General features: G+C 64.2%; 18 protein-coding genes and 2 pseudogenes. 10 read left to right on the plus strand and 10 right to left on the minus strand.

Features of this window, described 5'->3' with window-relative positions:
• The 4 genes and pseudogenes from IVA82_RS34045 to ndk form a co-directional block, all read right to left on the minus strand.
• Positions 1 to 229: pseudogene (locus IVA82_RS34045) on the minus strand (IS110 family transposase); the annotation flags it as partial.
• 78 nt (positions 230 to 307) lie between these two features.
• A pseudogene (locus tag IVA82_RS34050) lies at positions 308 to 469 on the minus strand (Plug domain-containing protein); the annotation flags it as partial.
• Positions 470 to 938: 469 nt separating this feature from the next.
• Positions 939 to 1,799: a TerC family protein gene (locus tag IVA82_RS34055; RefSeq protein WP_247383865.1), complete on the minus strand. Its 861-nt coding sequence runs from the start codon at positions 1,797 to 1,799 to the stop codon at positions 939 to 941.
• A 44-nt stretch (positions 1,800 to 1,843) separates the two neighbouring features.
• Entirely contained in the window at positions 1,844 to 2,266 is a 423-nt protein-coding gene (gene ndk, locus IVA82_RS34060) for a nucleoside-diphosphate kinase (RefSeq protein ID WP_148743022.1), read from the minus strand.
• 310 nt (positions 2,267 to 2,576) lie between these two features.
• On the opposite strand from ndk, the gene IVA82_RS34065 reads away from it, so the two are divergent.
• From IVA82_RS34065 to IVA82_RS34075, 3 genes are all read left to right on the plus strand, one after another.
• A complete protein-coding gene (locus tag IVA82_RS34065) occupies positions 2,577 to 2,831 on the plus strand; it encodes a sulfur globule protein precursor (protein WP_247383866.1) in 255 nt (84 codons plus the stop codon).
• A 222-nt stretch (positions 2,832 to 3,053) separates the two neighbouring features.
• Entirely contained in the window at positions 3,054 to 3,233 is a 180-nt protein-coding gene (locus tag IVA82_RS34070) for a hypothetical protein (protein WP_247383867.1), read from the plus strand.
• A 54-nt stretch (positions 3,234 to 3,287) separates the two neighbouring features.
• Positions 3,288 to 5,150 (plus strand): ABC-F family ATP-binding cassette domain-containing protein, encoded by a 1,863-nt coding sequence (locus tag IVA82_RS34075; protein ID WP_247383868.1) that lies wholly within the window; start codon positions 3,288 to 3,290, stop codon positions 5,148 to 5,150.
• A 202-nt stretch (positions 5,151 to 5,352) separates the two neighbouring features.
• Here IVA82_RS34075 and IVA82_RS34080 read toward each other — a convergent pair whose 3' ends face one another.
• The 3 genes from IVA82_RS34080 to IVA82_RS34090 all read right to left on the minus strand — a co-directional run bounded on the left by IVA82_RS34080 (position 5,353) and on the right by IVA82_RS34090 (position 7,969).
• The gene (locus IVA82_RS34080; RefSeq protein ID WP_187436235.1) at positions 5,353 to 5,844 is read right to left on the minus strand and encodes a hypothetical protein; all 492 of its coding nucleotides are present in this window, start codon (positions 5,842 to 5,844) and stop codon (positions 5,353 to 5,355) included.
• Between the two features lie 166 nt (positions 5,845 to 6,010).
• Positions 6,011 to 6,463, minus strand: a complete 453-nt coding sequence (locus tag IVA82_RS34085; protein WP_247383869.1) for a DNA polymerase III subunit chi — start codon at positions 6,461 to 6,463, stop codon at positions 6,011 to 6,013.
• 6 nt (positions 6,464 to 6,469) lie between these two features.
• A complete protein-coding gene (locus IVA82_RS34090; protein WP_247493728.1) occupies positions 6,470 to 7,969 on the minus strand; it encodes a leucyl aminopeptidase in 1,500 nt (499 codons plus the stop codon).
• A gap of 344 nt (positions 7,970 to 8,313) precedes the next feature.
• On the opposite strand from IVA82_RS34090, the gene lptF reads away from it, so the two are divergent.
• From lptF to IVA82_RS34125, 7 genes are all read left to right on the plus strand, one after another.
• Positions 8,314 to 9,483 carry an LPS export ABC transporter permease LptF gene (gene lptF / locus IVA82_RS34095; RefSeq protein ID WP_247383871.1) on the plus strand — a complete coding sequence of 390 codons (1,170 nt, stop codon included), beginning with the start codon at positions 8,314 to 8,316 and terminating at the stop codon, positions 9,481 to 9,483.
• The gene (gene lptG / locus IVA82_RS34100; RefSeq protein ID WP_247383872.1) at positions 9,480 to 10,577 is read left to right on the plus strand and encodes an LPS export ABC transporter permease LptG; all 1,098 of its coding nucleotides are present in this window, start codon (positions 9,480 to 9,482) and stop codon (positions 10,575 to 10,577) included. The genes lptF and lptG overlap by 4 nt, the downstream gene beginning before the upstream one ends.
• Positions 10,577 to 13,066: an LPS-assembly protein LptD gene (locus IVA82_RS34105; RefSeq protein WP_247383874.1), complete on the plus strand. Its 2,490-nt coding sequence runs from the start codon at positions 10,577 to 10,579 to the stop codon at positions 13,064 to 13,066. Before lptG ends, IVA82_RS34105 begins: the two co-directional genes overlap by 1 nt.
• Positions 13,067 to 13,134: 68 nt before the next feature.
• The gene (locus IVA82_RS34110) at positions 13,135 to 14,061 is read left to right on the plus strand and encodes a SurA N-terminal domain-containing protein (protein WP_247383875.1); all 927 of its coding nucleotides are present in this window, start codon (positions 13,135 to 13,137) and stop codon (positions 14,059 to 14,061) included.
• On the plus strand, positions 14,061 to 15,098 hold the full coding sequence (gene pdxA / locus IVA82_RS34115) for a 4-hydroxythreonine-4-phosphate dehydrogenase PdxA (RefSeq protein ID WP_247383876.1): 1,038 nt from the start codon (positions 14,061 to 14,063) through the stop codon (positions 15,096 to 15,098). The genes IVA82_RS34110 and pdxA overlap by 1 nt, the downstream gene beginning before the upstream one ends.
• The gene (gene rsmA / locus IVA82_RS34120; RefSeq protein WP_247383877.1) at positions 15,098 to 15,955 is read left to right on the plus strand and encodes a 16S rRNA (adenine(1518)-N(6)/adenine(1519)-N(6))-dimethyltransferase RsmA; all 858 of its coding nucleotides are present in this window, start codon (positions 15,098 to 15,100) and stop codon (positions 15,953 to 15,955) included. Before pdxA ends, rsmA begins: the two co-directional genes overlap by 1 nt.
• 95 nt (positions 15,956 to 16,050) lie before the next feature.
• Entirely contained in the window at positions 16,051 to 17,109 is a 1,059-nt protein-coding gene (locus IVA82_RS34125; protein WP_247383878.1) for an alcohol dehydrogenase, read from the plus strand.
• Between the two features lie 201 nt (positions 17,110 to 17,310).
• On the opposite strand, the gene IVA82_RS34130 is transcribed toward IVA82_RS34125, so the two are convergent.
• From IVA82_RS34130 to IVA82_RS34140, 3 genes are read right to left on the minus strand one after another with little or no spacing between them, the layout of a single operon-like run.
• A complete protein-coding gene (locus IVA82_RS34130; protein WP_247383879.1) occupies positions 17,311 to 18,270 on the minus strand; it encodes an alpha/beta hydrolase in 960 nt (319 codons plus the stop codon).
• Between the two features lie 21 nt (positions 18,271 to 18,291).
• Complete coding sequence (locus IVA82_RS34135) at positions 18,292 to 18,741, minus strand: nuclear transport factor 2 family protein (RefSeq protein WP_247383880.1); 450 nt, start codon at positions 18,739 to 18,741, stop codon at positions 18,292 to 18,294.
• A 54-nt stretch (positions 18,742 to 18,795) separates the two neighbouring features.
• Positions 18,796 to 20,244 (minus strand): MFS transporter, encoded by a 1,449-nt coding sequence (locus IVA82_RS34140; protein WP_247383881.1) that lies wholly within the window; start codon positions 20,242 to 20,244, stop codon positions 18,796 to 18,798.
• Positions 20,245 to 20,289 lie beyond the last annotated feature (45 nt).

Raw genomic sequence — 20,289 nt, forward strand, 5'->3', positions numbered from 1 at the left:
CATCGTGACCAAGCGATGCGAGTTTGCGGCTCAGGTGATGTGCGCCGACGCAGGCTTCCATGCCGATCAGGCAAGGCGGTATATTGGCGAGCCGCGCTTCCACTTGGCCACGCGACCACTTTTGCCGCAGCACGATGGCGCCGCGCGCATCGTGGCCCACGACGTGGAACGAGTTCTTGCCGATATCGATGCCGATCACGGCCATCGCGGTATTGGGTGTCTGAGACATGGCGTGCTCCTTGTCTGTGGCGCCCCTTGCCAGCTTCGCTTGCTGGCGGGGCAGGAGCACGGCCGGACCATCCCATTAACGGACCGAAGGGTCGTTGCTGACAACGTCGGCTACCGTGGTGGCCTGTTGATCTTCAATCTTCTTCGCCGTGTAACTGGTCATGTTGAACGGCGTATCCATGAAATCCTTGTTGCCCAGCAGGCCGATCTGGCCTCCACGGGCGACCTGCCCGCCTGCGTAGGACGGCGGCAGGGCACCCGGCTTCGGAGCAGCAGGGACCGCCTCCGCCTGCAACTTGGCCCGCTCGCTTGCGGGCAAACTTTCACGGCCCGCCCTTCGGCCTGGATTGGAACGCAGGCTTGCACGCTGCTTCGGCACGTCTGCGGTGACGGTCACCGCCGGCAACGTTGTTCCCCGCTCGGTCGCAGGCACAGCACTTTGCGCGCTGGCGCGGTAAACATGGCCGTCGCTGAACAAGGCAATGGACGCCACGGAGGCCGCGAAAGCTGTAGGTCTGGCGAACCTCGGGCGCGATTTGACGGCGGCGGCAGCAACAGCAATAGGACGGCAATTGGCTCGCGATGGCATCTCTGAGCAGCTTCCGGTTTGCAGCAATAAGTACAGACACGGCCGCTACCGCAACCTTGTGGGAATGACGCTGGACCTTCCCGCCGGGAAGAGGCCGGCGAAACTGGTCATGCCCCGGAGATTACTCCGCCGAGACCTTGGCGTGCCGCTCGGAGGAATCGAGCGCCGCCTGGCCCAGGCTCCGGCGGCGCCAGATGGTGCCGACCACGAGCACGACGACCACACCGAGTGCCGCGCAGAGATATTCGCCGCCTCCGCCGCCATGGGTGAATTGCGGCGGAATGCGCAAGGCGGCGAGTATCGAATCCAGCGATGCGCCGAGCGGGCCGTCGAACAGCGTGTGCAGCTTCGGCGCGATGCCGGGATCGGTCGCGATCACTTCGCCCGAGATCCAGCCGAGCAGCGCCGCGCCGGCCCATACCAGAACCGGCAATTTCGAGAGCAACGCCATGATCAGCGCCGCGCCGGCGACGATCAGCGGAACGCTGATGGCAAGTCCGAGGATCAGCAGCGGCACGCTGCCATTGGCGGCGGCGGCCACGGCAATGACGTTGTCGAGGCTCATGATGATGTCGGCGATGACGACGATCTGCACGGCGTGCCACAGATGCGAGGCCGACTCGACGTCGTCCTCGCCCTCCTCTTCGGGCACGAGCAGCTTTGCCGCGATCACGATCAGCGCGAGGCCGCCGACCAGCTTGAGGTACGGCAGCCCCATCAGGCTGGCGACGATGCCGGTGAAGATGATCCGCAGCAGCACCGCGGCGCCGGCGCCGAGCACCATGCCCCACAGCCGGTGTCGCGGCTTCAGGCCGCGACAGGCGAGCGCGATCACCAGCGCATTATCGCCGGAGAGCAGGACGTTGATCCAGATGATCTTGCCGACCGCGATCCAGAAGGTCGGTTCGGCCATCTCATTGCGAAACTGGGTGAAGAATGCCCCGATCGTAGCGGGATCGAAGATCTGCCAAAGCCAGTTCACAATGCGTCCTTTCGCCCCGCCGCCTTAGCTTATCGGCTGTTGTATCAGCCGACGATCTCGTTGCCCGAGAAGAATTGCGCGATCTCGATCGCAGCCGTCTCCGGCGCGTCCGAGCCATGCGCGGAGTTCTCGCCGATCGACTTTGCGTAGAGCTTGCGGATGGTGCCGTCGGCCGCCTTGGACGGATCGGTCGCACCCATTGCTTCGCGATACCGGGCAACGGCGTTCTCGCCTTCCAGCACCTGGACGACGACCGGACCCGAGGTCATGAATTCGACGAGCTCGCCGAAGAACGGGCGTTCCTTGTGGACGGCATAGAAGGTCTCGGCCTGCTCCTTGGTCATGCGGATGCGCTTCTGCGCGACGATGCGCAGGCCCGCTTTTTCGATCACGGCGTTCACCGCGCCGGTCAGGTTACGCGCGGTCGCATCGGGCTTGATAATCGAGAAAGTGCGTTCGATGGCCATGATCTTGTCCCTTGAGGAGAAAGCGGTGGTTCGGAGTTGCCGGGCTTATATCGGCGCCGTTGCCGAACGGCAAGCGACCGCCGGAACGCCCTCACGGGCGCTTCGCCGCAGGGCCAAGGTCCAAGATTTCACCCGGGATTACACCAATTTCACCCAGATGAACCCAATCTGAACCCATCATCAGGGTTTGGTTCAGCCGCGCCGGCATAAGGTGTCGCCTATCGAAACGAAAGCTGATCACGAGGCAAACCGTTTCGGCGGCCTTTCCATCGACGCGCAGGCCCGCGCCGACAGTTCTGAGGAGATCACCATGTTGAGGAAACTTTCGCTTGCCGCAGTTGCCGCGGTCGCGCTGGGTGCCGCGCTGGCACCGACCTCTGCCTCCGCTCACTGGCATGGCGGCTGGGGCTGGCACGGCGGCGGCTGGCATCACGGCCACGGCTGGGGTGGACCGCGCTTCTATGCCGGTGGCCCCGTCTCCTACGGCTATGGCGGCTGCTACGTGCGCCGGCTGATCCCGACCCCCTGGGGACCCCGCTGGCGGCTGATCAACCGCTGCTACTGAGAGCGACAGCACCTTCCAAAGGGTACCTACCGTCCCCCAGGTACCTTCCAAGAGAAGCCCCGGCGTGCCCCCGCCGGGGCTTTGCGTTGGGGCGGCCCTTGGCCTTCACGACGAAATTAATACAATTTTTACTAGAATGTCCGGCAGCCCGCTGCGGGCGAAACAATTTTACGGTCAGAGACTTGGTACTGTGTCGTTATTGTGAAGCATGGAACCCCGCTGATGACTAGCCTCTTCGCCGATGACATCGAACAGATCGACCGGCGCACCAGCCGCTGGATTCGCGATGCCGTGGGCGAGCGGCTCCAGCAATGCCTTCGCCCCGAGTCCCGGCTCCCGACGCATCTCGAACAGCTGATGAGCGAACTGAAGAAGCGCGACCCCGAGGACGACTCGCACTAACGGGCAGACGCAAAAACGGGTTGCGTTCGCGGCGCCTTGCGGTGACAAGGCCGCATGCTTTCCGTCACCGACCTTTCGGTCCGCCTCGCCGGACGCCTCCTGATCGACCAGAGTTCCGTGCAGATCACGCCCGGTTCACGGGTCGGCATGGTCGGACGCAACGGCACCGGCAAGTCGACGCTGTTCAAGATCATCCGCGGCGAGCTGGCGGCCGAACACGGCTCCGTCACGCTGCCGCCGCGCTGGCGTGTCGGCAGCCTCGCCCAGGAAGCGCCGAACGGCCCCGACAGCCTGATCTCGGTCGTGCTCAAGGCCGATCTCGAACGCGACGCGTTGCTGCGTGAAGCCGAAAGCGCGATCGATCCGCACCGGATCGCCGAGATCCAGACCCGGCTCGTCGACATCGACGCTCATTCGGCACCAAGCCGGGCCGCCGCGATTCTCTCAGGCCTCGGTTTTTCCGCGGCCGATCAGGTTCGCCCCTGTGCCGAATTTTCCGGCGGCTGGCGGATGCGCGTGGCACTCGCTGCGACTCTGTTTGCTGCACCCGATCTGCTGCTGCTCGACGAGCCCACCAACTATCTCGACCTCGAAGGCACGCTGTGGCTCGAGGATCATCTGGCGCATTACCCGCGCACGGTGATCGTGATCAGCCACGACCGCGACCTGCTGGAGAGCTCGGTCGACCAGATCCTACACCTCGAGCGTGGCAAGCTCACGCTCTACCGCGGCTCTTACTCCTCCTTCGAGGAGCAGCGCGCCGCGCGCGAGCTGCTCGATGCCAAGCAGGTCAAGCGCCAGGAGGCGGAACGCGCGCGGCTGCAAGCCTTCGTCGATCGGTTCAAGGCCAAGGCGTCGAAGGCGCGCCAGGCGCAGTCTCGCGTGAAGATGCTGGAGCGGCTGAAGCCGATCACGGCGCTGGTCACCGAGGATGTGCGCGAGATCAGCTTTCCCGCTCCCGAGAAGATCCTGTCGCCGCCGATCATCGCCGTCGACAACGCCTCGGTCGGCTACGATCCCAATACGCCAGTGCTGGGCCGCGTCACCTTGCGCATCGACAATGATGACCGCATCGCGCTCCTCGGCGCCAACGGCAACGGCAAGTCGACGCTGGTCAAGCTGCTTGCCGGGCGCCTTGCGCCGTTCTCCGGCAGAGTGACGCGCGCCGACAAGCTGTCGATCGCCTATTTCGCGCAGCACCAGCTCGACGAGTTGAACGAGGACGGCTCGGCCTATGACCATGTGCGCAAGCTGATGGGCGATGCGCCCGAGGCCAAGGTGCGCGCCCGCGCCGGCGCGATCGGTTTTTCCGGCAAGGCGGCCGACACCAAGGTGGGCAAACTGTCGGGCGGCGAGAAGGCGCGGCTCCTGCTGGGACTTGCGACCTTCTTCGGCCCCAACATGATCATCCTTGACGAGCCGACCAACCATCTCGACATCGACAGCCGTGCCGCGCTCGCCGAGGCCATCAACGAATTTCCCGGCGCGGTCATCATGGTCTCGCACGACCGCTATCTGATCGAGGCCTGCGCCGACCGGCTCTGGATAGTCGCCGATCGCACCGTGACGAACTACGACGGCGACCTCGACGAATATCGCCGCCTGGTGCTGTCGTCGCGCAACGCGGAAGCCTCCCCGCGCGAGCGCAGCACCGCGAGCGAAAAGCCGCAGCGTCAAAGATCAGACAACCGCGGGTCATTGAAGAAGCGCATCGCGGAAGCCGAGGCCGAGATCGCCCGCGTCAGCGAGATCATCGCCAAAATCGACACTGCGCTGACCCTCCCCGACATGTTCACCCGCGACCCCAAGCAAGCCGCGCAATTGTCGAAAGCACGTGTGAATGCGTCGGACGCGCTGGCGCGCGCCGAGGAGCAATGGCTCGAGGCGAGTGCGCAGTTTGACGAAGCGGCTGGTTAACAAACGGGCAGGCATTTGCCTCGCCTCACCTTCGCTTCGGCGGGAGTGGGCACCTCCACCCATTTGGCGGGCGAGTTTTTTCAAACCATGGCGGGCATCGAGATTCAGCATGTGCCGTACCGCGACAGCACGGCGCTGTTGAGCGATCTCATTGCCGGCCGCATCAATCGCGCCGATCCAGTGACCGGCGCCGCTCGGAGCCTTAAGTTGCAGCTTTCTTCTTCGCCTTCGGCTTGGCCGCCTTCGGCATCACGGGCGGCTCCGGCGTGCCCTCGATCGATGACAGACGGCCGGCGGTGAACGTGTAAATGCCGGCACGCGGGCCGGTCGTCCAGGTCACCACGGCGACACGCCGGCCTGCAGCATCGTTGGAGAGGTTGACGTTCGAGGGCGCACCAATGCCGCGCACCACGTCGCATTCGGTATGGCCGAGTGCGACGGTGCCGCCGGACGGAGCCGGCGGAGTCGTCGACGCGTTGGCATCAGCCGGCCCGGGAGGCGCCATACCGGGACAGGCGCCGTCGGCGCTGACCAGATCGTCGGCCTTAACCGGCGTGTCGGGGGTCAGCGGCGGCGATTCGATCGAGATGTTCTTGATGAACAGGCGGCCGGGCTTCTGAAACCATTCGGCATCCTTGGACAACAGGTCGGGGGCGCTCGAGCAGCCCGCGATCAGCGGTGCTACGGCAGCCAACGCAAATATGAGCGACCTGGGAAGCTTTTGATGTCGCACGATAAACCAAATTCCCCGCGTGAAGGACCAGCCCTAAGCAATTGTCCCAACATCACTTTGCGGCATCAAGGTGACCGAAGCCAACCTGACCCGAAAAGTGCAAATTATCATTAATTGCGAACGGCGGCTAATTCCGCCGCTGCCACCGGCCGCGCTCGTCGGCCTGCCAATAGGTGACATCAAATCCTCGCGCCTTGCAATCCGTCCAGGCGCTTCGGGCCAGAGCCAGCGCGTCCGGATCGTCGCCATTGAACAGCAGCACCATGCGCGCGTAGCTCTGACAGTCCTGCGGCATTGCGGCGTTGTCGATCAGGAAGCGGACCTGGGCGCCGTTTGGATTGTGCTCCTCGAACGCCAGCACGATCGGCTGCTCGGCGGCATCGTTCACGCGCCATGTCGCGTGCGGCAGGAAGGAATCGTCGCGGTAGGTCCATAGATGCGCATCGAGCGCATCGGCGCGCTCGGGCGAGGTCGACTGCACCACGACGCGCCAGCCGCGCTCCAGCGATTTCTCCAGGAGCGGCGGCAAGACGTTCTCCGCCGTCATGTTTTGCAGATGATAGAACAGCACTTCAGTCATTTTGGGTCATTTGCGCTCGTAATGATCTGCCACCAGACGGTCCAAAAGCCGCACGCCATAGCCGCTTCCCCAGCTCTGGTTGATGTCGGTCTTCGGCGCGCCCATCGCGGTGCCGGCGATGTCGAGATGCGCCCAGGGCGTGCCGTCGACGAAACGCTGGAGGAACTGTGCCGCGGTGATCGAGCCGCCATGGCGGCCGCCGGTGTTCTTCATGTCGGCGAATTGTGAATCGATCAGCTTGTCGTATTCGGGGCCGAGCGGCATGCGCCAGACCTTCTCGCCGCTCTCGAGTCCGGCCGTCAGCAGACGTTCGGCAAGCTCGTCATTGTTGGAGAACATGCCGGCATGGTCGGTGCCGAGCGCCACAAGGATCGCACCGGTCAACGTCGCCAGGTCCACCATGAATTTCGGCTTGGTTTTCTTGGCGACGTACCAGAGCACATCGGCAAGCACCAGGCGGCCTTCCGCGTCGGTGTTGATGATCTCGATGGTCTGGCCCGACATCGAGGTGACGATGTCACCCGGACGCTGCGCTTTGCCGTCGGGCATGTTCTCGACGAGGCCGATGGCGCCGACGACGTTGACCTTGGCCTTGCGCGCCGCGAGCGCATGCATCAGGCCGACGACACAGGCAGCTCCCCCCATGTCGCCCTTCATGTCCTCCATGCTGCCGGCCGGCTTGATCGAAATGCCGCCGGTGTCGAAACAGACGCCCTTGCCGACGAAGGCAACCGGCGCCTCGCCCTTCTTAGCCCCGTCCCAGCGCATGATCACGGTGCGGCTCGGCCGCGCCGAGCCCTGGCCGACGCCGAGCAGCGCGCCCATACCGAGCTTGTCCATCGCCTTGACGTCGAGCACCTCGACCTTGACGCCGAGCTTGCGGAGCTGGCTGGCGCGGCGCGCGAATTCTTCGGGATACAGCACGTTCGGCGGCTCGTTGACGAGGTCGCGCGCAATGATCACGCCGTCCACGATCGCACCGGCCGAGGCAAACGCCTTCTTCGCCGCGGCGACGTCGCCGACCGCAAACGAGACGTCGGCGCGAGAGCCCTCCTCCTCGCCGTCCTTCTTCTTGGTCTTGTAGCGGTCGAACTTGTAGGCGCGCAGCCGCAGGCCCGAGGCGATCGCGACCGCCGGCTCGCTCGCCAACGCGCCATCGGGCAGTTCCGCCATGATGGTCATGGCAGCGGTTCCGGAGCCAAGCTTGCTCGCCGCTACGCCGCCGAATTTTAGAAAGTCGTTCGCCTTCAGGCTTGCGGCCTTGCCGGCGCCAATCACGATCAGACGGGTGGCCTTCACCCCTTCCGGCGCCAGGATGTCCAGGACGGCGCCGCTTTTGCCTTTGAAGGCGGCGGCGGTGGCTGCCCGCTTCACGACTTCGTTGGCACCGCCCAACGACTTGGCCGTCGCCGGGCCGACCTTCAGATTGTCGTCGCAGAACACGACCATGATGCCAAGGGGGGCGGCAGACAACGGGACAAAGCCGACCTTAACGGCATCGGACATGGGGTAACTCCTCAAAAACATGGGGCTTTTTACCGTTCGGCAGGTCAGCCCAAGGGCCGGGACCTCAACGGCGATTCAGCAGACTTTGAGCACTATGGGCCACCGGGCCGGCAGATGCCAAGCATCCCCCGTGGCCGCCAGGCAACAACGAGGGAAATATTAACCATATATTGAGGGTGCCATGGGCCAGCCATTTTGTTGACGGATCAAAGGGATGGTAGTGAGAAAGTAAGCCGGCGGACGAGATGGCTGCGCGACCCTGGGGATCCCCTTCCGGGATGGGTCGGACAGCCGGAAATTCCCGTGACTGCATTGGGGTTTTGGTGGGGATCGTGCGGTAGCGCATGGGGTCGATCGACAGGTATATCTTCCGCACGACGCTGGCGTCGTTTGCGCTGGTCCTGGTCAGCCTCACCGGCGTGATCTGGATTACGCAGGCGTTGCGCGGCATCGACCTGATGACGAGCCAGGGTCAGACCATCCTCACCTTCCTCGGCATCACCAGCCTCGTTATCCCGGCGCTGGTCCTGATCATCTCGCCGATCGCGCTGATGATCGCGATCTCGCACACGCTGAACAAGCTGGCGACCGATTCCGAGATCATCGTGATGAATGCCGCTGGCTTCTCGCCGTTCCGGCTGTTCTATCCGTTCTTCTACGCCACCTGCGTGGTGGCGCTACTGGTCGCCTTCATCGCCGCCTATCTCGCCCCCGACGGCATGCGGCGGATCAAGCAGTGGGACGCCGAAATCACCGCCGACGTTCTCACCAACATCCTGCAGCCCGGCCGCTTCGCCCAGCTCGACAAGAACCTGACGATCCGGATCCGCGAGCGCCAGCCCGGCGGCATCCTCGCCGGCATCTTCATCGACGATCGCCGCGATCCGAACGAGCGCGTCTCCATTGTCGCCGAGCATGGCGAGGTCGTGAAGAACGACAACGGATCGTTCCTGGTACTGAAGGACGGCAATCTCCAGCGATTCGAGGTCGGCAAGCGCGATCCTGCGCTGGTGGCGTTCGGCCGCTACGGCTTCGACATGTCGAAATTCTCGAGCCAGGGCCACGACGTCACCCTCGGCATCCGCGAGCGCTATCTCTGGGAACTGTTTGCACCGCCCGAGGACGACCCGGTCTACAAAGCGGTCCCCGGGCAGTTCCGTTCCGAGCTGCATGACCGCATCATGGCGCCGCTCTATCCGTTCGCCTTTGCGGCGCTGACCTTCGCCTTCCTCGGCGCGCCGCGCACCACGCGCCAGAGCCGCAATTTCTCGATCGGCGGCTCGGTGATCGCGGTGTTCGGCCTGCGCATGGCGGGCTTCGCCTGCTCGGTGATGGCCGTGAAATCGCCGTTCGCGGCACTCGTCCAATACGCGATGCTGGCGACCGCGATCGGCGCCGGCATCTGGCTGATCGTCGGCGGCATCGTGGTCGAACCACCCGCCCGTCTCATGGAGGCCATCAACAGGTCGAACGCGCGCATCGCGCGGCTATTCGGGCGGCCGGCCACCGCATGAGCATGCTCACCAACACGCTCGGGCGCTATTTCGCCGGCCGCTTCGTCGTCGCCGCGCTCGGCGTGTTCGCGAGCATTTTCCTGCTGCTGGTGCTGGTCGATTACATCGAGATGGTGCGCAAGACGTCCGGCCTCGCGTCGGCCTCCGCGATTATGGTGGCCGAGACCTCGCTGTTCCGCGTGCCACAACTGCTGGAGAAGCTGACGCCGTTCTGCATGCTGATCGGCGCCATGACCTGCTATCTCGCCCTCTCCCGCCGGCTCGAGCTCGTGGTCGCGCGCGCCGCCGGCATCTCCGCGTGGCAGTTCATCTCGCCCGCGCTCGGCAGCGCGCTCCTGATCGGGGTGATCGCTACCGTCGCCTACAATCCGATGTCGGCGAATTTGCGCGAGCTCTCCAAGCGCATGGAGGCCGAGCTGTTTGGCTCGGCTCCCGGCGGCGGCATTCAGGACGCCTCGGGCTTCTGGCTCAATCAGGTCACCGATGACGGCCAGGTCATCATCAACGCCGCGCGCAGCGAGCAGCAGGGCGTCCGGCTGACCGGGCTGACCCTGTTCCGATTCGATACGGATTGGCATTTCAAGGAGCGGATCGAGGCACGCGAGGCGGCGCTGGAGGACGGCCATTGGCTGTTCAGGACCGTGCGGCGCTTCACACTGGACTCGCCGCCGGTCGACCAGGCGCGGCTGGAGATTCCGACGACGTTGACCGAGGCACAGGTCCGCAACAGCTTTTCCACACCCGAGACTGTGTCCTTTTGGCAACTACCGAGCTACATCCGCTCCTCCGAGAGCTCGGGCTTCGCGACAGCCGGATATCGACTCCAGTATCACAAGCTTCTGGCGCAGCCGTTTTTGCTCGCAGCGATGGTGATGCTGGCGGCATCCGTGTCGTTGCGCTTCTTCCGGATGGGCGGCGTACAGAAGATGGTTTTGAGTGGCGTGGGCGCAGGCTTTCTGCTCTACGTTCTGTCGAAAGTGACTGAAGACTTGAGCAAGGCTGAATTGATGCATCCGATCGCTGCGGCGTGGTTGCCCGCAGTGGTGGGCGGCCTCACCGGCTTTTTGGCCTTGCTGTATCAGGAGGACGGATAGTGACGGCCGTCCGCCAAGGACCCGTGTCTCGTTTGACGCGGCGCACTGTGGTGCGCGCGAACGGGTGCGGCTTGTCCATCCGCAGGCTCCTGCTTGCTCTCGCCGCCGCGGCATCGCTCGGCGGTCTGATCGGCGTTGCCGCCGTGACGCCGGCTGGCGCGCAGAGCTTCACCTACAATCCGCTGCCGCCGCGTCCGAAGCCGCCGAAGGTCGCCAACGACAACCAGATGCTGGTGCAGGCGACCGAGGTCGACTACGACTACAACAACTCGCGCGTCTCCGCGGTCGGTAACGTCCAGCTGTTCTACAACGGCACCAGCGTCGAGGCCGACAGGGTCATCTACGACCAGAAGACCAAGCGCCTGCATGCCGAAGGCAACATCCGCATGACGGATGCCGACGGCAAGATCACCTATGCCGAGATCATGGATCTCTCCGACGACTACCGCGACGGTTTCGTCGATTCGCTGCGCGTGGACACCGCCGACCAGACCCGCATGGCCGCGAGCCGCGCCGACCGTTCCAGCGGCAACTACACGGTGTTCGAGAATGGCGTCTACACGGCCTGCGCGCCGTGCAGGGACGATCCGAAGAAGCCGCCGCTGTGGCAGGTCAAGGGTGCGCGCATCATCCACGACCAGCAGGAAAAGATGCTGTACTTCGAGACCGCCCAGCTCGAATTCTTCGGCGTGCCGCTGGCCTATATGCCCTACTTCTCGACGCCCGACCCGACCGTGAAGCGCAAGACCGGTTTCCTGATGCCGGGCTTCAGCTCGTACTCGGCGTTCGGTTACGGCCTCGAAGTCCCATTTTACTGGGCGATCGCGCCCGATATGGACGCGACCTTCAGCCCGCGTGTCACGTCCAAGCAGGGCGTGCTGCTGCAGGCCGAGTTCCGCCAGCGCCTGATGGACGGCGCCTATCAGATCCGCGTTTACGGCATCGACCAGCTTGACCCCAGCAAGTTCGCCGGTCTGCCGGGCGAGCGCCAGTTCCGTGGCGGCGTCGAAACCAAGGGCCAGTTCGCACTCAACGACAAATGGGTCTGGGGCTGGGACGGCGTCCTGCTCTCCGACTATTATTTCATGTCGGACTACCGCTTGTCGGCCTACCGCGATCCGCTCGGATCGTTCCTGAGCCTGCCGACGGATGCGCTGTCGCAGCTTTATCTGACCGGCGTCGGCAATCGCAGCTTCTTCGACGCGCGTACGATGTATTGGCTGAGCTTCTCGGGCAACCAGAGCCAGGTGCCGGTCGTCTACCCCGTGATCGACTATTCGAACGTCCTCAACTATCCGGTGTTCGGCGGCGAGTTCAGCTACAAGACCAATTTCGTGAACCTGTCGCGTGACAGCGCGGCGTTCGATCCGACCACGACGCTCGCCAACACCAACAGCCTGTGCACGACGGCGTCGGCCGACCCGCTTGCGCGCACGCCTTCGCAGTGCCTGCTGCGCGGCTTCCCGGGCACCTACACCCGCCTGAGCGCGGAAGCGCAGTGGCGCAAGTCCTTCACCGATCCGTTCGGCGAGATATGGACGCCGTTCGCGATTCTGCGCGCCGACGCCATCAACTCCTCGGTCTCCAACCAGCCGGGCGTGTCGAACTACCTGCCCGTCGGCGACACCCAGGCGTTCCGCCTGATGCCGACCGTCGGTCTCGAATACCGCTATCCCTTCATCAACATTCAGCCCTGGGGCTCGACCACCATCGAGCCGATCGCGCAGATCATCATCCGGCCGAACGAGACCTATGCCGGCAAGCTTCCGAATGAGGATGCGCAGAGCATGGTGTTCGACACCTCGAACCTGTTCAGCGTCGACAAGTTCTCCGGTTACGACCGGGTCGAGGGCGGCGGCCGCGCCAATGTCGGTGTGCAGGCCACCACGCAGTTCGACAGGGGCGGTGCCGTCAAGGTGCTGTTCGGCCAGTCCTACCAGCTGTTCGGCATGAACTCCTATGCGGTTCAGGACGCCATCAATACCGGTCTTGCGTCCGGCCTCGACAAGCCGCGTTCCGACTACGTCGCGAGCGCCAGCTACTCGCCCAACAGCACCTATACGTTCAGCGTCCGCTCCCGCATGGACGAGCAGACCTCAAACGTCCAGCGCTTCGAGGCGGAAGGCCGCGCCAACTTCAATCGCTGGTCGGTCAGCATGATGTACGGCAATTACGCGGCGCAGCCGGAGCTTGGTTACCTGACTCGCCGCGAGGGCATCCTGACGTCGGGCTCGCTGAAGGTCGCGACCAATTGGGTGGTGACGGGATCGGCGCGCTGGGACCTCGAGGCCAACAAGATCAACCAGTATGTGCTCGGTGCCGGCTATGTCGACGATTGCTTCGTGCTGGCGGCGAACTATGTAACTTCGTATAGCTATTCCGCGGGCTCGACTCCGCCCGTCCTGAGCCACGCGTTCATGTTCCAGATCGGGCTGCGAACGCTGGCGACCACGTCGGCGAACAGCAGTTCCGCCAGCGGTATCCAGTGAACGGTTTGAAGTGACGGCCGCGTATTCCCGATCGCAGGTTCACCGCGGCTGACATGCGAGCGACAACCATGACGAATCCATTACCTGTCCTGCGCCTCCTCCTCGTCTTCGCTGCCTTGATTCTGATCGGCACGCCGGCGCGGGCGCAGAACATCGTCGTCATGGTCAACGGCGATCCCATCACCGATTTCGACATCGATCAGCGCTCCAAGCTCGACCAGTTGACGACGCAGAAGACTCCGAGCCGGCAGGACGTCATCAACGAGCTGATCAACGACAAGATCAAGATCAAGGAAGGCAAGAAATACGGCGTCGATCCTGGTGTCGCCGATATCGACCAATCCTACGCCGGAATGGCGCAGCGCCTGCGCCTGACGCCGGAGCAGCTCACCAAGTCACTCGAGAGCAAGGGCCTCCGCCCCGATACCCTGAAAAGCCGCATGAAGTCCGAGATGGTTTGGACCAGCCTCGTGCGCGGCCGCTACAAGGAGCGCCTCCAGGTCGGCGAGCGTGACGTCGCCGCGGCTGTGGAGGCCGAGACCGGACAGAAGCTCCAGATCGAAGGCACCGAATACAAGATGCAGCCGATCGTGCTGATCATGCCGCGCGGATCGTCCCCGGCCTTCCTGGAGACGCGCCAGAAGGAGGCCGAGACCTATCGCTCGCGCATTGCGAGCTGCGAGGAAGCCAATTCGCTGTTCCGCTCGACGCCGAACGCCACCATCCGCGAAGCCGTCACCAAGACCAGCGCGGAGCTGCCCGACGCCCTGCGCAAGGTGCTGGACGACACCCCGATCGGCCATCTGACCGCGCCCGAGGTGACCAAGGCGGGCATCGAGATGGTCGTGCTCTGTTCGCGCAAGCCGACCATGATCGACACGCCGAAGAAGCGCGAGGTGCGCGAGAAGATGTACACCGAGAAATACGAGAAGACCCAAAAGGCCTATCTCGACGAGATCCGCAAGGCGGCGATGATCGAATATCGCAACCGCTGATGGCCAAGCCCTTCGCAGAGCCTTCCGTAGAGCCTTCCGCAAAGCCCCTCGCCCTGACCCTGGGAGAGCCCGCCGGCATCGGCCCCGACATCACGATCGCAGCCTGGCTCAGGCGCCGCGAATTGAACCTGCCCGCCTTCTATCTTCTCGGCGACAAGCGCACGATCGCGCGGCGCGCCAAGGCGCTCGGCGCCGGCATCAGCATTGCCGAGGTGAGCGCGCACGAGGCTGCGGCCGCCTTCGCCGACGCCCTGCCCGTGGTTGCGACCGGCGAGATCGCGACGGCCGAACCCGGCAAGCCCGACGCCTCGAGCGCGCCGGCCGCGCTCGCCTCGATCCGCCAGGCGGTCGCCGATGTCCGTGACGGGCGCGCCGGCGCCGTCGTCACCAATCCGATCGCCAAGAGCGTGCTCTATCGCGCAGGCTTCCGCCATCCCGGCCACACCGAATTCCTCGCCGAGCTTGCCGCGCAAGACGGCCGTGCGCCGCAGCCGGTGATGATGCTGTGGTCGCCGCGACTCGCCGTGGTGCCGGTGACCATCCACGTCTCGCTGCGCGAGGCGCTGAGCCAGCTCACGAGCGATCTGATTGTCTCGACCGTGCACATCGTCGCCACCGAGCTGAAATCCCGCTTCGGCATCGCCCGGCCGCGGATCGCGGTCTCCGGCCTCAATCCGCATGCCGGCGAGGACGGCTCGCTCGGGCACGAGGAGCAGACCATCATCGCGCCGGCGCTCAAGGCACTGCGCAACGACGGCATCGAGGCCAGGGGACCTTTGCCGGCCGATACGATGTTCCACGAAGCCGCGCGAAACACCTATGACTGCGCGGTCTGCATGTATCACGATCAGGCCCTGATCCCCATCAAGACGGTCGCCTTCGACGACGCGGTCAACGTCACGCTCGGCCTGCCCTTCATCCGCACCTCGCCCGACCACGGCACCGCGTTCGACATTGCAGGCAGCGGCAAGGCGAGCCCCGCCAGCCTGATCGCGGCGCTCCAGCTTGCGAGCCGCATGGCGGCGACAACAAGCTGATGAGCGCGATCGACGACCTCCCGCCGCTTCGCGAGGTCATTCGCCAGCACGCGTTGTCGGCCCGCAAATCGCTGGGCCAGAACTTCCTGCTCGATCTCAACCTTACCGCGCGCATCGCGCGCGCGGCGGCGCCGCTGGATGATTCAACCATCGTCGAGATCGGCCCCGGCCCGGGCGGGCTGACGCGCGCCCTGCTCGCGCTCGGCGCCAGGCGGGTCATCGCGATCGAACATGACGAGCGCGCGATCCCCGCTTTGCAGGATATTTCCGCGCGCTATCCCGGCCGGCTCGAGATCGTGCACGGCGATGCCATGACCTTCGACCCGCGCCCGCTGCTGGACGGCGGCAAGGCCAAGATCGTCGCCAACCTGCCCTACAACATCGCGACCCAGCTCCTGATCGGTTGGCTCACGGCTGAGCCCTGGCCGCCCTGGTACGAGATGATGGTCTTGATGTTTCAGCGCGAGGTCGCCGAGCGCATCGTGGCGCGCGAGACCGACGAGGCCTATGGCCGTCTCGGCGTGCTCGCCAACTGGCGCGCCGAGACGAAAATCCTGTTCGACATCGCGCCGTCCGCCTTCGTGCCGCCGCCGAAGGTCACCTCCTCCGTGGTGCGCCTGGTGCCGCGCGCAAACCCGCTTGCCTGCGATCGCCGCATGCTCGAACAGGTCGCGGCCGCCGCCTTCGGGCAGCGCCGCAAGATGCTGCGGCAGAGCCTGAAATCGCTTCAAGCGGATCCGGCCCGACTTGCAGCGGCAGCCGGCGTCGATGCGACGCGGCGCGCGGAGACCATTCCCATCTCCGGCTTTGTTGCCATGGCACGTGAATTGGCGGATATACGAAGCGAAGAAGCATGATCCGGAAAAGTGTGAAGCGGTTCTCCGAAAGAGATCATGCTCAAACAATGAGCCAAAGCGCATAGCGCTTTAGAGGAAATTTCGGAGGAAGAAATATGGCGTTGATGCGTCGCCAGTCCCTGGTCAAGTTCGATGCGCCGCTGTGCGAGACCATCATCGACACGCCCAAGCCGCAAGGCGCAGAAGTGCTGGTGCGCATCGAGCGCTGCGGCCTCTGCCATTCCGACCTGCATATCCAGGACGGCTATGCCGATCTCGGCGGCGGCAAGAAGCTCGACACCACGCGCGGCATGACGCTGCCCTTCACGCTCGGCCACGAGATCGCGGGCGTCGTCGACGAAGTCGGCCCCGATGTGCCGCATAGCCTCGTCGGTGCCAAGAAAGCGGTGTTTCCCTGGATCGGCTGCGGTCAGTGCCGTGACTGCAAGAATGGCGACGAGAATCTCTGCGCCAAGCAGCGTTTCCTCGGCGTTTCCATCGACGGCGGTTTCGCCAGCCACGTACTGGTGCCCGATGCGAAATATCTGCTCGACTACGATCCCCTGCCCGTCAACCAGGCCGCGACCTTGATGTGCTCCGGCGTGACGGCTTACGGCGCGCTCAAGCGTCTGGTCGATCGTCCGCGCCAGCGCAACCTGCTGCTGATCGGCCTCGGCGGCGTCGGCATGATGGGCCTGTCGTTCGCACAAGCCATGTTCAAGCAGCCGATCACGGTCGCCGATCTCAGCCCGGCCGCGCGCGACACCGCCCTGAAGAACGGCGCAGCCAATGCCTACGACCCGGCCGAGCCCGACGTGATCAAGCGCATTCTCAAGGAGACCGAAGGCGGTTTTGACGAGATCGTCGATTTCGCCGGTAACGAGAAGTCGATGGCATTTGCAGTCGCGGTCGCCGCGCGCGGCGGCAAGATCGTGGTGTCCGGCCTGATGGGCGGCCAGTTCACGCTGCCGATGGTGCAATGGGTCTACAAGCGCATGACCATCGAAGGCTTCATGGTCGGCACGCTCACCGAGGCTCAAGAACTGATGGCGCTCGCCCGCGCCGGCAAGATCAAGCCGACGCCGATGCGCGAAGAGCCGATGGGCGACGTCCAGAAATGGATCGACGAGCTGCGCGCCGGCAAGGTGGTCGGCCGCATCGTGCTCAAGAACTGACCCGCAGGAAAATCAAGACAGGCTTGGCGGAGGGCCTTGCTGCATTTGGTCGATCTTCTCCATCGGCATGGGATGGAAAGCCTCTCGCCTAAGGTGGCCTCAGCCACGCCGGAGATCGCTGAACGCGCACGTGCCGGCACTGTTGAAAGCTGTGAATCCTCAAGAGTGTCCTCGTGGCTCTGCGACGTGGTGCGCTCGTAATTATTGGTTATGTCCAAGAAACTCGATCAGTCCGGCGGCAAAGGCGTGCGGGTTCTCCTCGGCGATCCAGTGCCCGGCGCCGGCGACCGGAAGCACCGTTGTCGCGCTGGCGACTTCCTCGATCATCCCTCGCACCAACGGCGCGGTGGGACTGGTCTCTCCAACCGCGATAAGAACCGGAATCGTCAGCTTTCCATTGGCCGCAATGAAGTCGCGGTTATCTTTGGTATCCTGATCGAACGCCCGATAAAGTTCGAACGCCGCGCGCATCGCGCCGGGCATCGTGTATGCCGTGAGATAAGCCTGAAAGTCGGCATCGGTAATGGCGGCCGGATTGGACATCCGGAAATTGAAGAACCACTGCAGGTATTCGCGCTCTTTGCCAGAGACCAGAAATTCGGGAAGATCCCGAACGTTGTGGAAGGAGAACTGCCAGTTCCGCGGGTTGGCACGTAACTGATCGAAGATGGCCGTTCCCGGCAGCGGCGCGTCGACGGCGACCAGATGAGTGACGTCGTCGCGATAGGACTGGGCATAGGCATACGCCACCATGAGACCGAAATCGTGCCCTACCAGCGCGACCGGCTCCGCAAGCTGGAGATGCTCATGGAGCAGCCGATGGATGTCGCTCGCCATGGCGCGCTTGTCGTAGCCCGAAAGCGGCTTCGAAGAATGGCCGGCGCCGCGATAGTCGGGAGCTACAACCCGAAAGCCAGCATCGACAAGTTGCGGTATCGTGTGGCGCCAGGCCCACCAGGTCTGGGGAAAGCCGTGCAGCAGGACAACGGTGCGAGGCCCACTGCCGGCGACGACATAATGAAGGCTGACGCCCGGTTCGATGTCGGCAGTTGCATGCTTTAGCGACGCCTCGATCTGTTCTCCGTCCGCTTTGCTTCGAACAAGCAATTGTTCCACGGTATATCGCCTTTGATTGTCTGTTTTTCGGAGGCCTGCTGCCACGCGAACTCCGTGAGAGCCGGGTTAGAACATGCCGTTGGTGTTCGCGGACGTCTCGGTGAGCGGCTGGCGGACATCCCAGTGCTCGACGATCTTGCCGTGCGCGAGACGAAAAATATCGACGATCGCCAAGCCCAGTTCGTCGGGCGTGCGCCTGGCGTGAACGTGGAGGATCACAAAATCGCCATCGGCGAAGACGCGCTTGATCTCGCCGCGAAGTTCAGGAAATTGCGCCTTGAGATCCTGCAGGAACGACCGGAAACCATCGATGTCGTCCTTGACCATGGGATTGTGCTGAATGTATTGCGGCCCGAAATGTACCGCCGCTTCATCGAAATCGGACCGGTTCAATGCGGTTTCGTAGAATGCCAGCACCGTTCGCTTATTGCTCTCGCGGTTGTCTTCCGCAGCTTGGCCCGGCACCGCGCCGGCTGCGGCCGGCGTTGCTCCGATGGTTCGTCGATCGATCACCATGTTTGATTTCTCCTGCTGAATGCCAACGCGGCATCTTTGTCGCTTCAAGTGGGATCAAGCGGTTTCGATTGGCTGCTTCAGATCGCTCGCAGCGGAAGCGGCGACCACGGCGGAGGCTTTGGAGTCGGTCCGGGCGGCGCTCGGCAAGCTCCACGACAGGATTGCCGCTATCGTCGATAATGCTGCGGTCAACAGCAGGACTGAGGAATAGCCGGCGCCCATGGCCTTTGCGGTCGCGAGATTTCCGAAGCCGCTGAACACGGCGACCGCGGCCGCCGCGCCGCACGCCCATCCCAACTGTCTCATCGTGTTGTAGACGCCCGACGCCTTGCCCATGTCGGCGGGACTGACGGCGCCGAGCACGGCGCTCTGCACCGCAGGCATCGCTATCGAGATTCCGACCCCGGCCAGGACGAGCGGCGCGACCCACGCGCTGTAGGGATAAGCTCCGCTCGAGAGCAGCGACATCCACACCAGCGCGGCGCTTTGCAGAATGAGGCCCGCCATCGCCGGGGCCCTTTCTCCGAGGCGGCCCGCCACAGCGCCGCCAAGCGGCGCGACGGCGAACAGCGATACGGTCCAGGGCATCATTCGCCAGCCGGCACCCGAGGCACTCGCCTGTTCGGCGATCTCGAAATACTGCGCCATGAAAATCAGAGTGCCCATCATGCTCATGAACATCAGCAGGCACACCGCATTGCCGGCCCGGAATTGGCCCGATCCAAGCAAGCGGCTCGGCACCAGCGCGTGGGGAATGTTGCGCTGCGAGGCGAAGAACAAAAGACCCGCCGCCGCTCCGATTGCGAACGCCGCTACCACCGCCGGACTCGACCAGCCGGACCCGTTGCCTTGCGACAGGCCCCAGACCAGCGCCGTCATCGCCGCCGTCAGCAGCGCGACACCGCGCCAATCGATCTGAGAGGTGATGCGGTCGACGTTATCGATGCGCCATCTCGCCAGAAATGCGGTCGCGGCGCAGAGCGGCACATTGATCCAGAACACCCAGCGCCAACCGAGGCTATCGACCAGGAGGCCGCCGATCACGGGCCCGGACAGCACGGCAAGGCCGGTAAGACTGCTGAACAGTCCCATCGCGCGCGGCCGCTGAGCCGGTGTCACAGCCGTCCCGAGCAGCGTCATGGCTACTGGTACGAGCAAGGCGGACGCGGCGCCCTGCAAGGTGCGCGCAGCGATCAGCCAGCCGATCGTTGGCGCTGCCGCGCAGCCGACCGACGCGAGGGCGAACAGTCCGAGCGCGCAAACGAACATGGACCGGCGCCCGAAACGATCGCCCAGTGCGGCGCCGGCCATCAGCAGTGCGGCAAAGCTCAAACTATAGGCTGTCATCGTCCAATGCAGAGCCGACAAGGGCGCTGAAAGACTGAGACGGATCGCATCCAGCGCGGTCGTGACCACCATGCCGTCCATGACGGCGATGAATGATGCGCCCGCGGTCAGCGCGAGCACCCAGCGCTGCTTGGCAGTGAAGCTATCGGTCGTCATGGCGTTCCCCGTTATTACGGACCATATAGTCCATATTGAAGCAAA

The sequence above is a fragment of the Bradyrhizobium sp. 142 genome, assembly GCF_023074015.1.
Classification (GTDB): Bacteria; Pseudomonadota; Alphaproteobacteria; order Rhizobiales; family Xanthobacteraceae; genus Bradyrhizobium.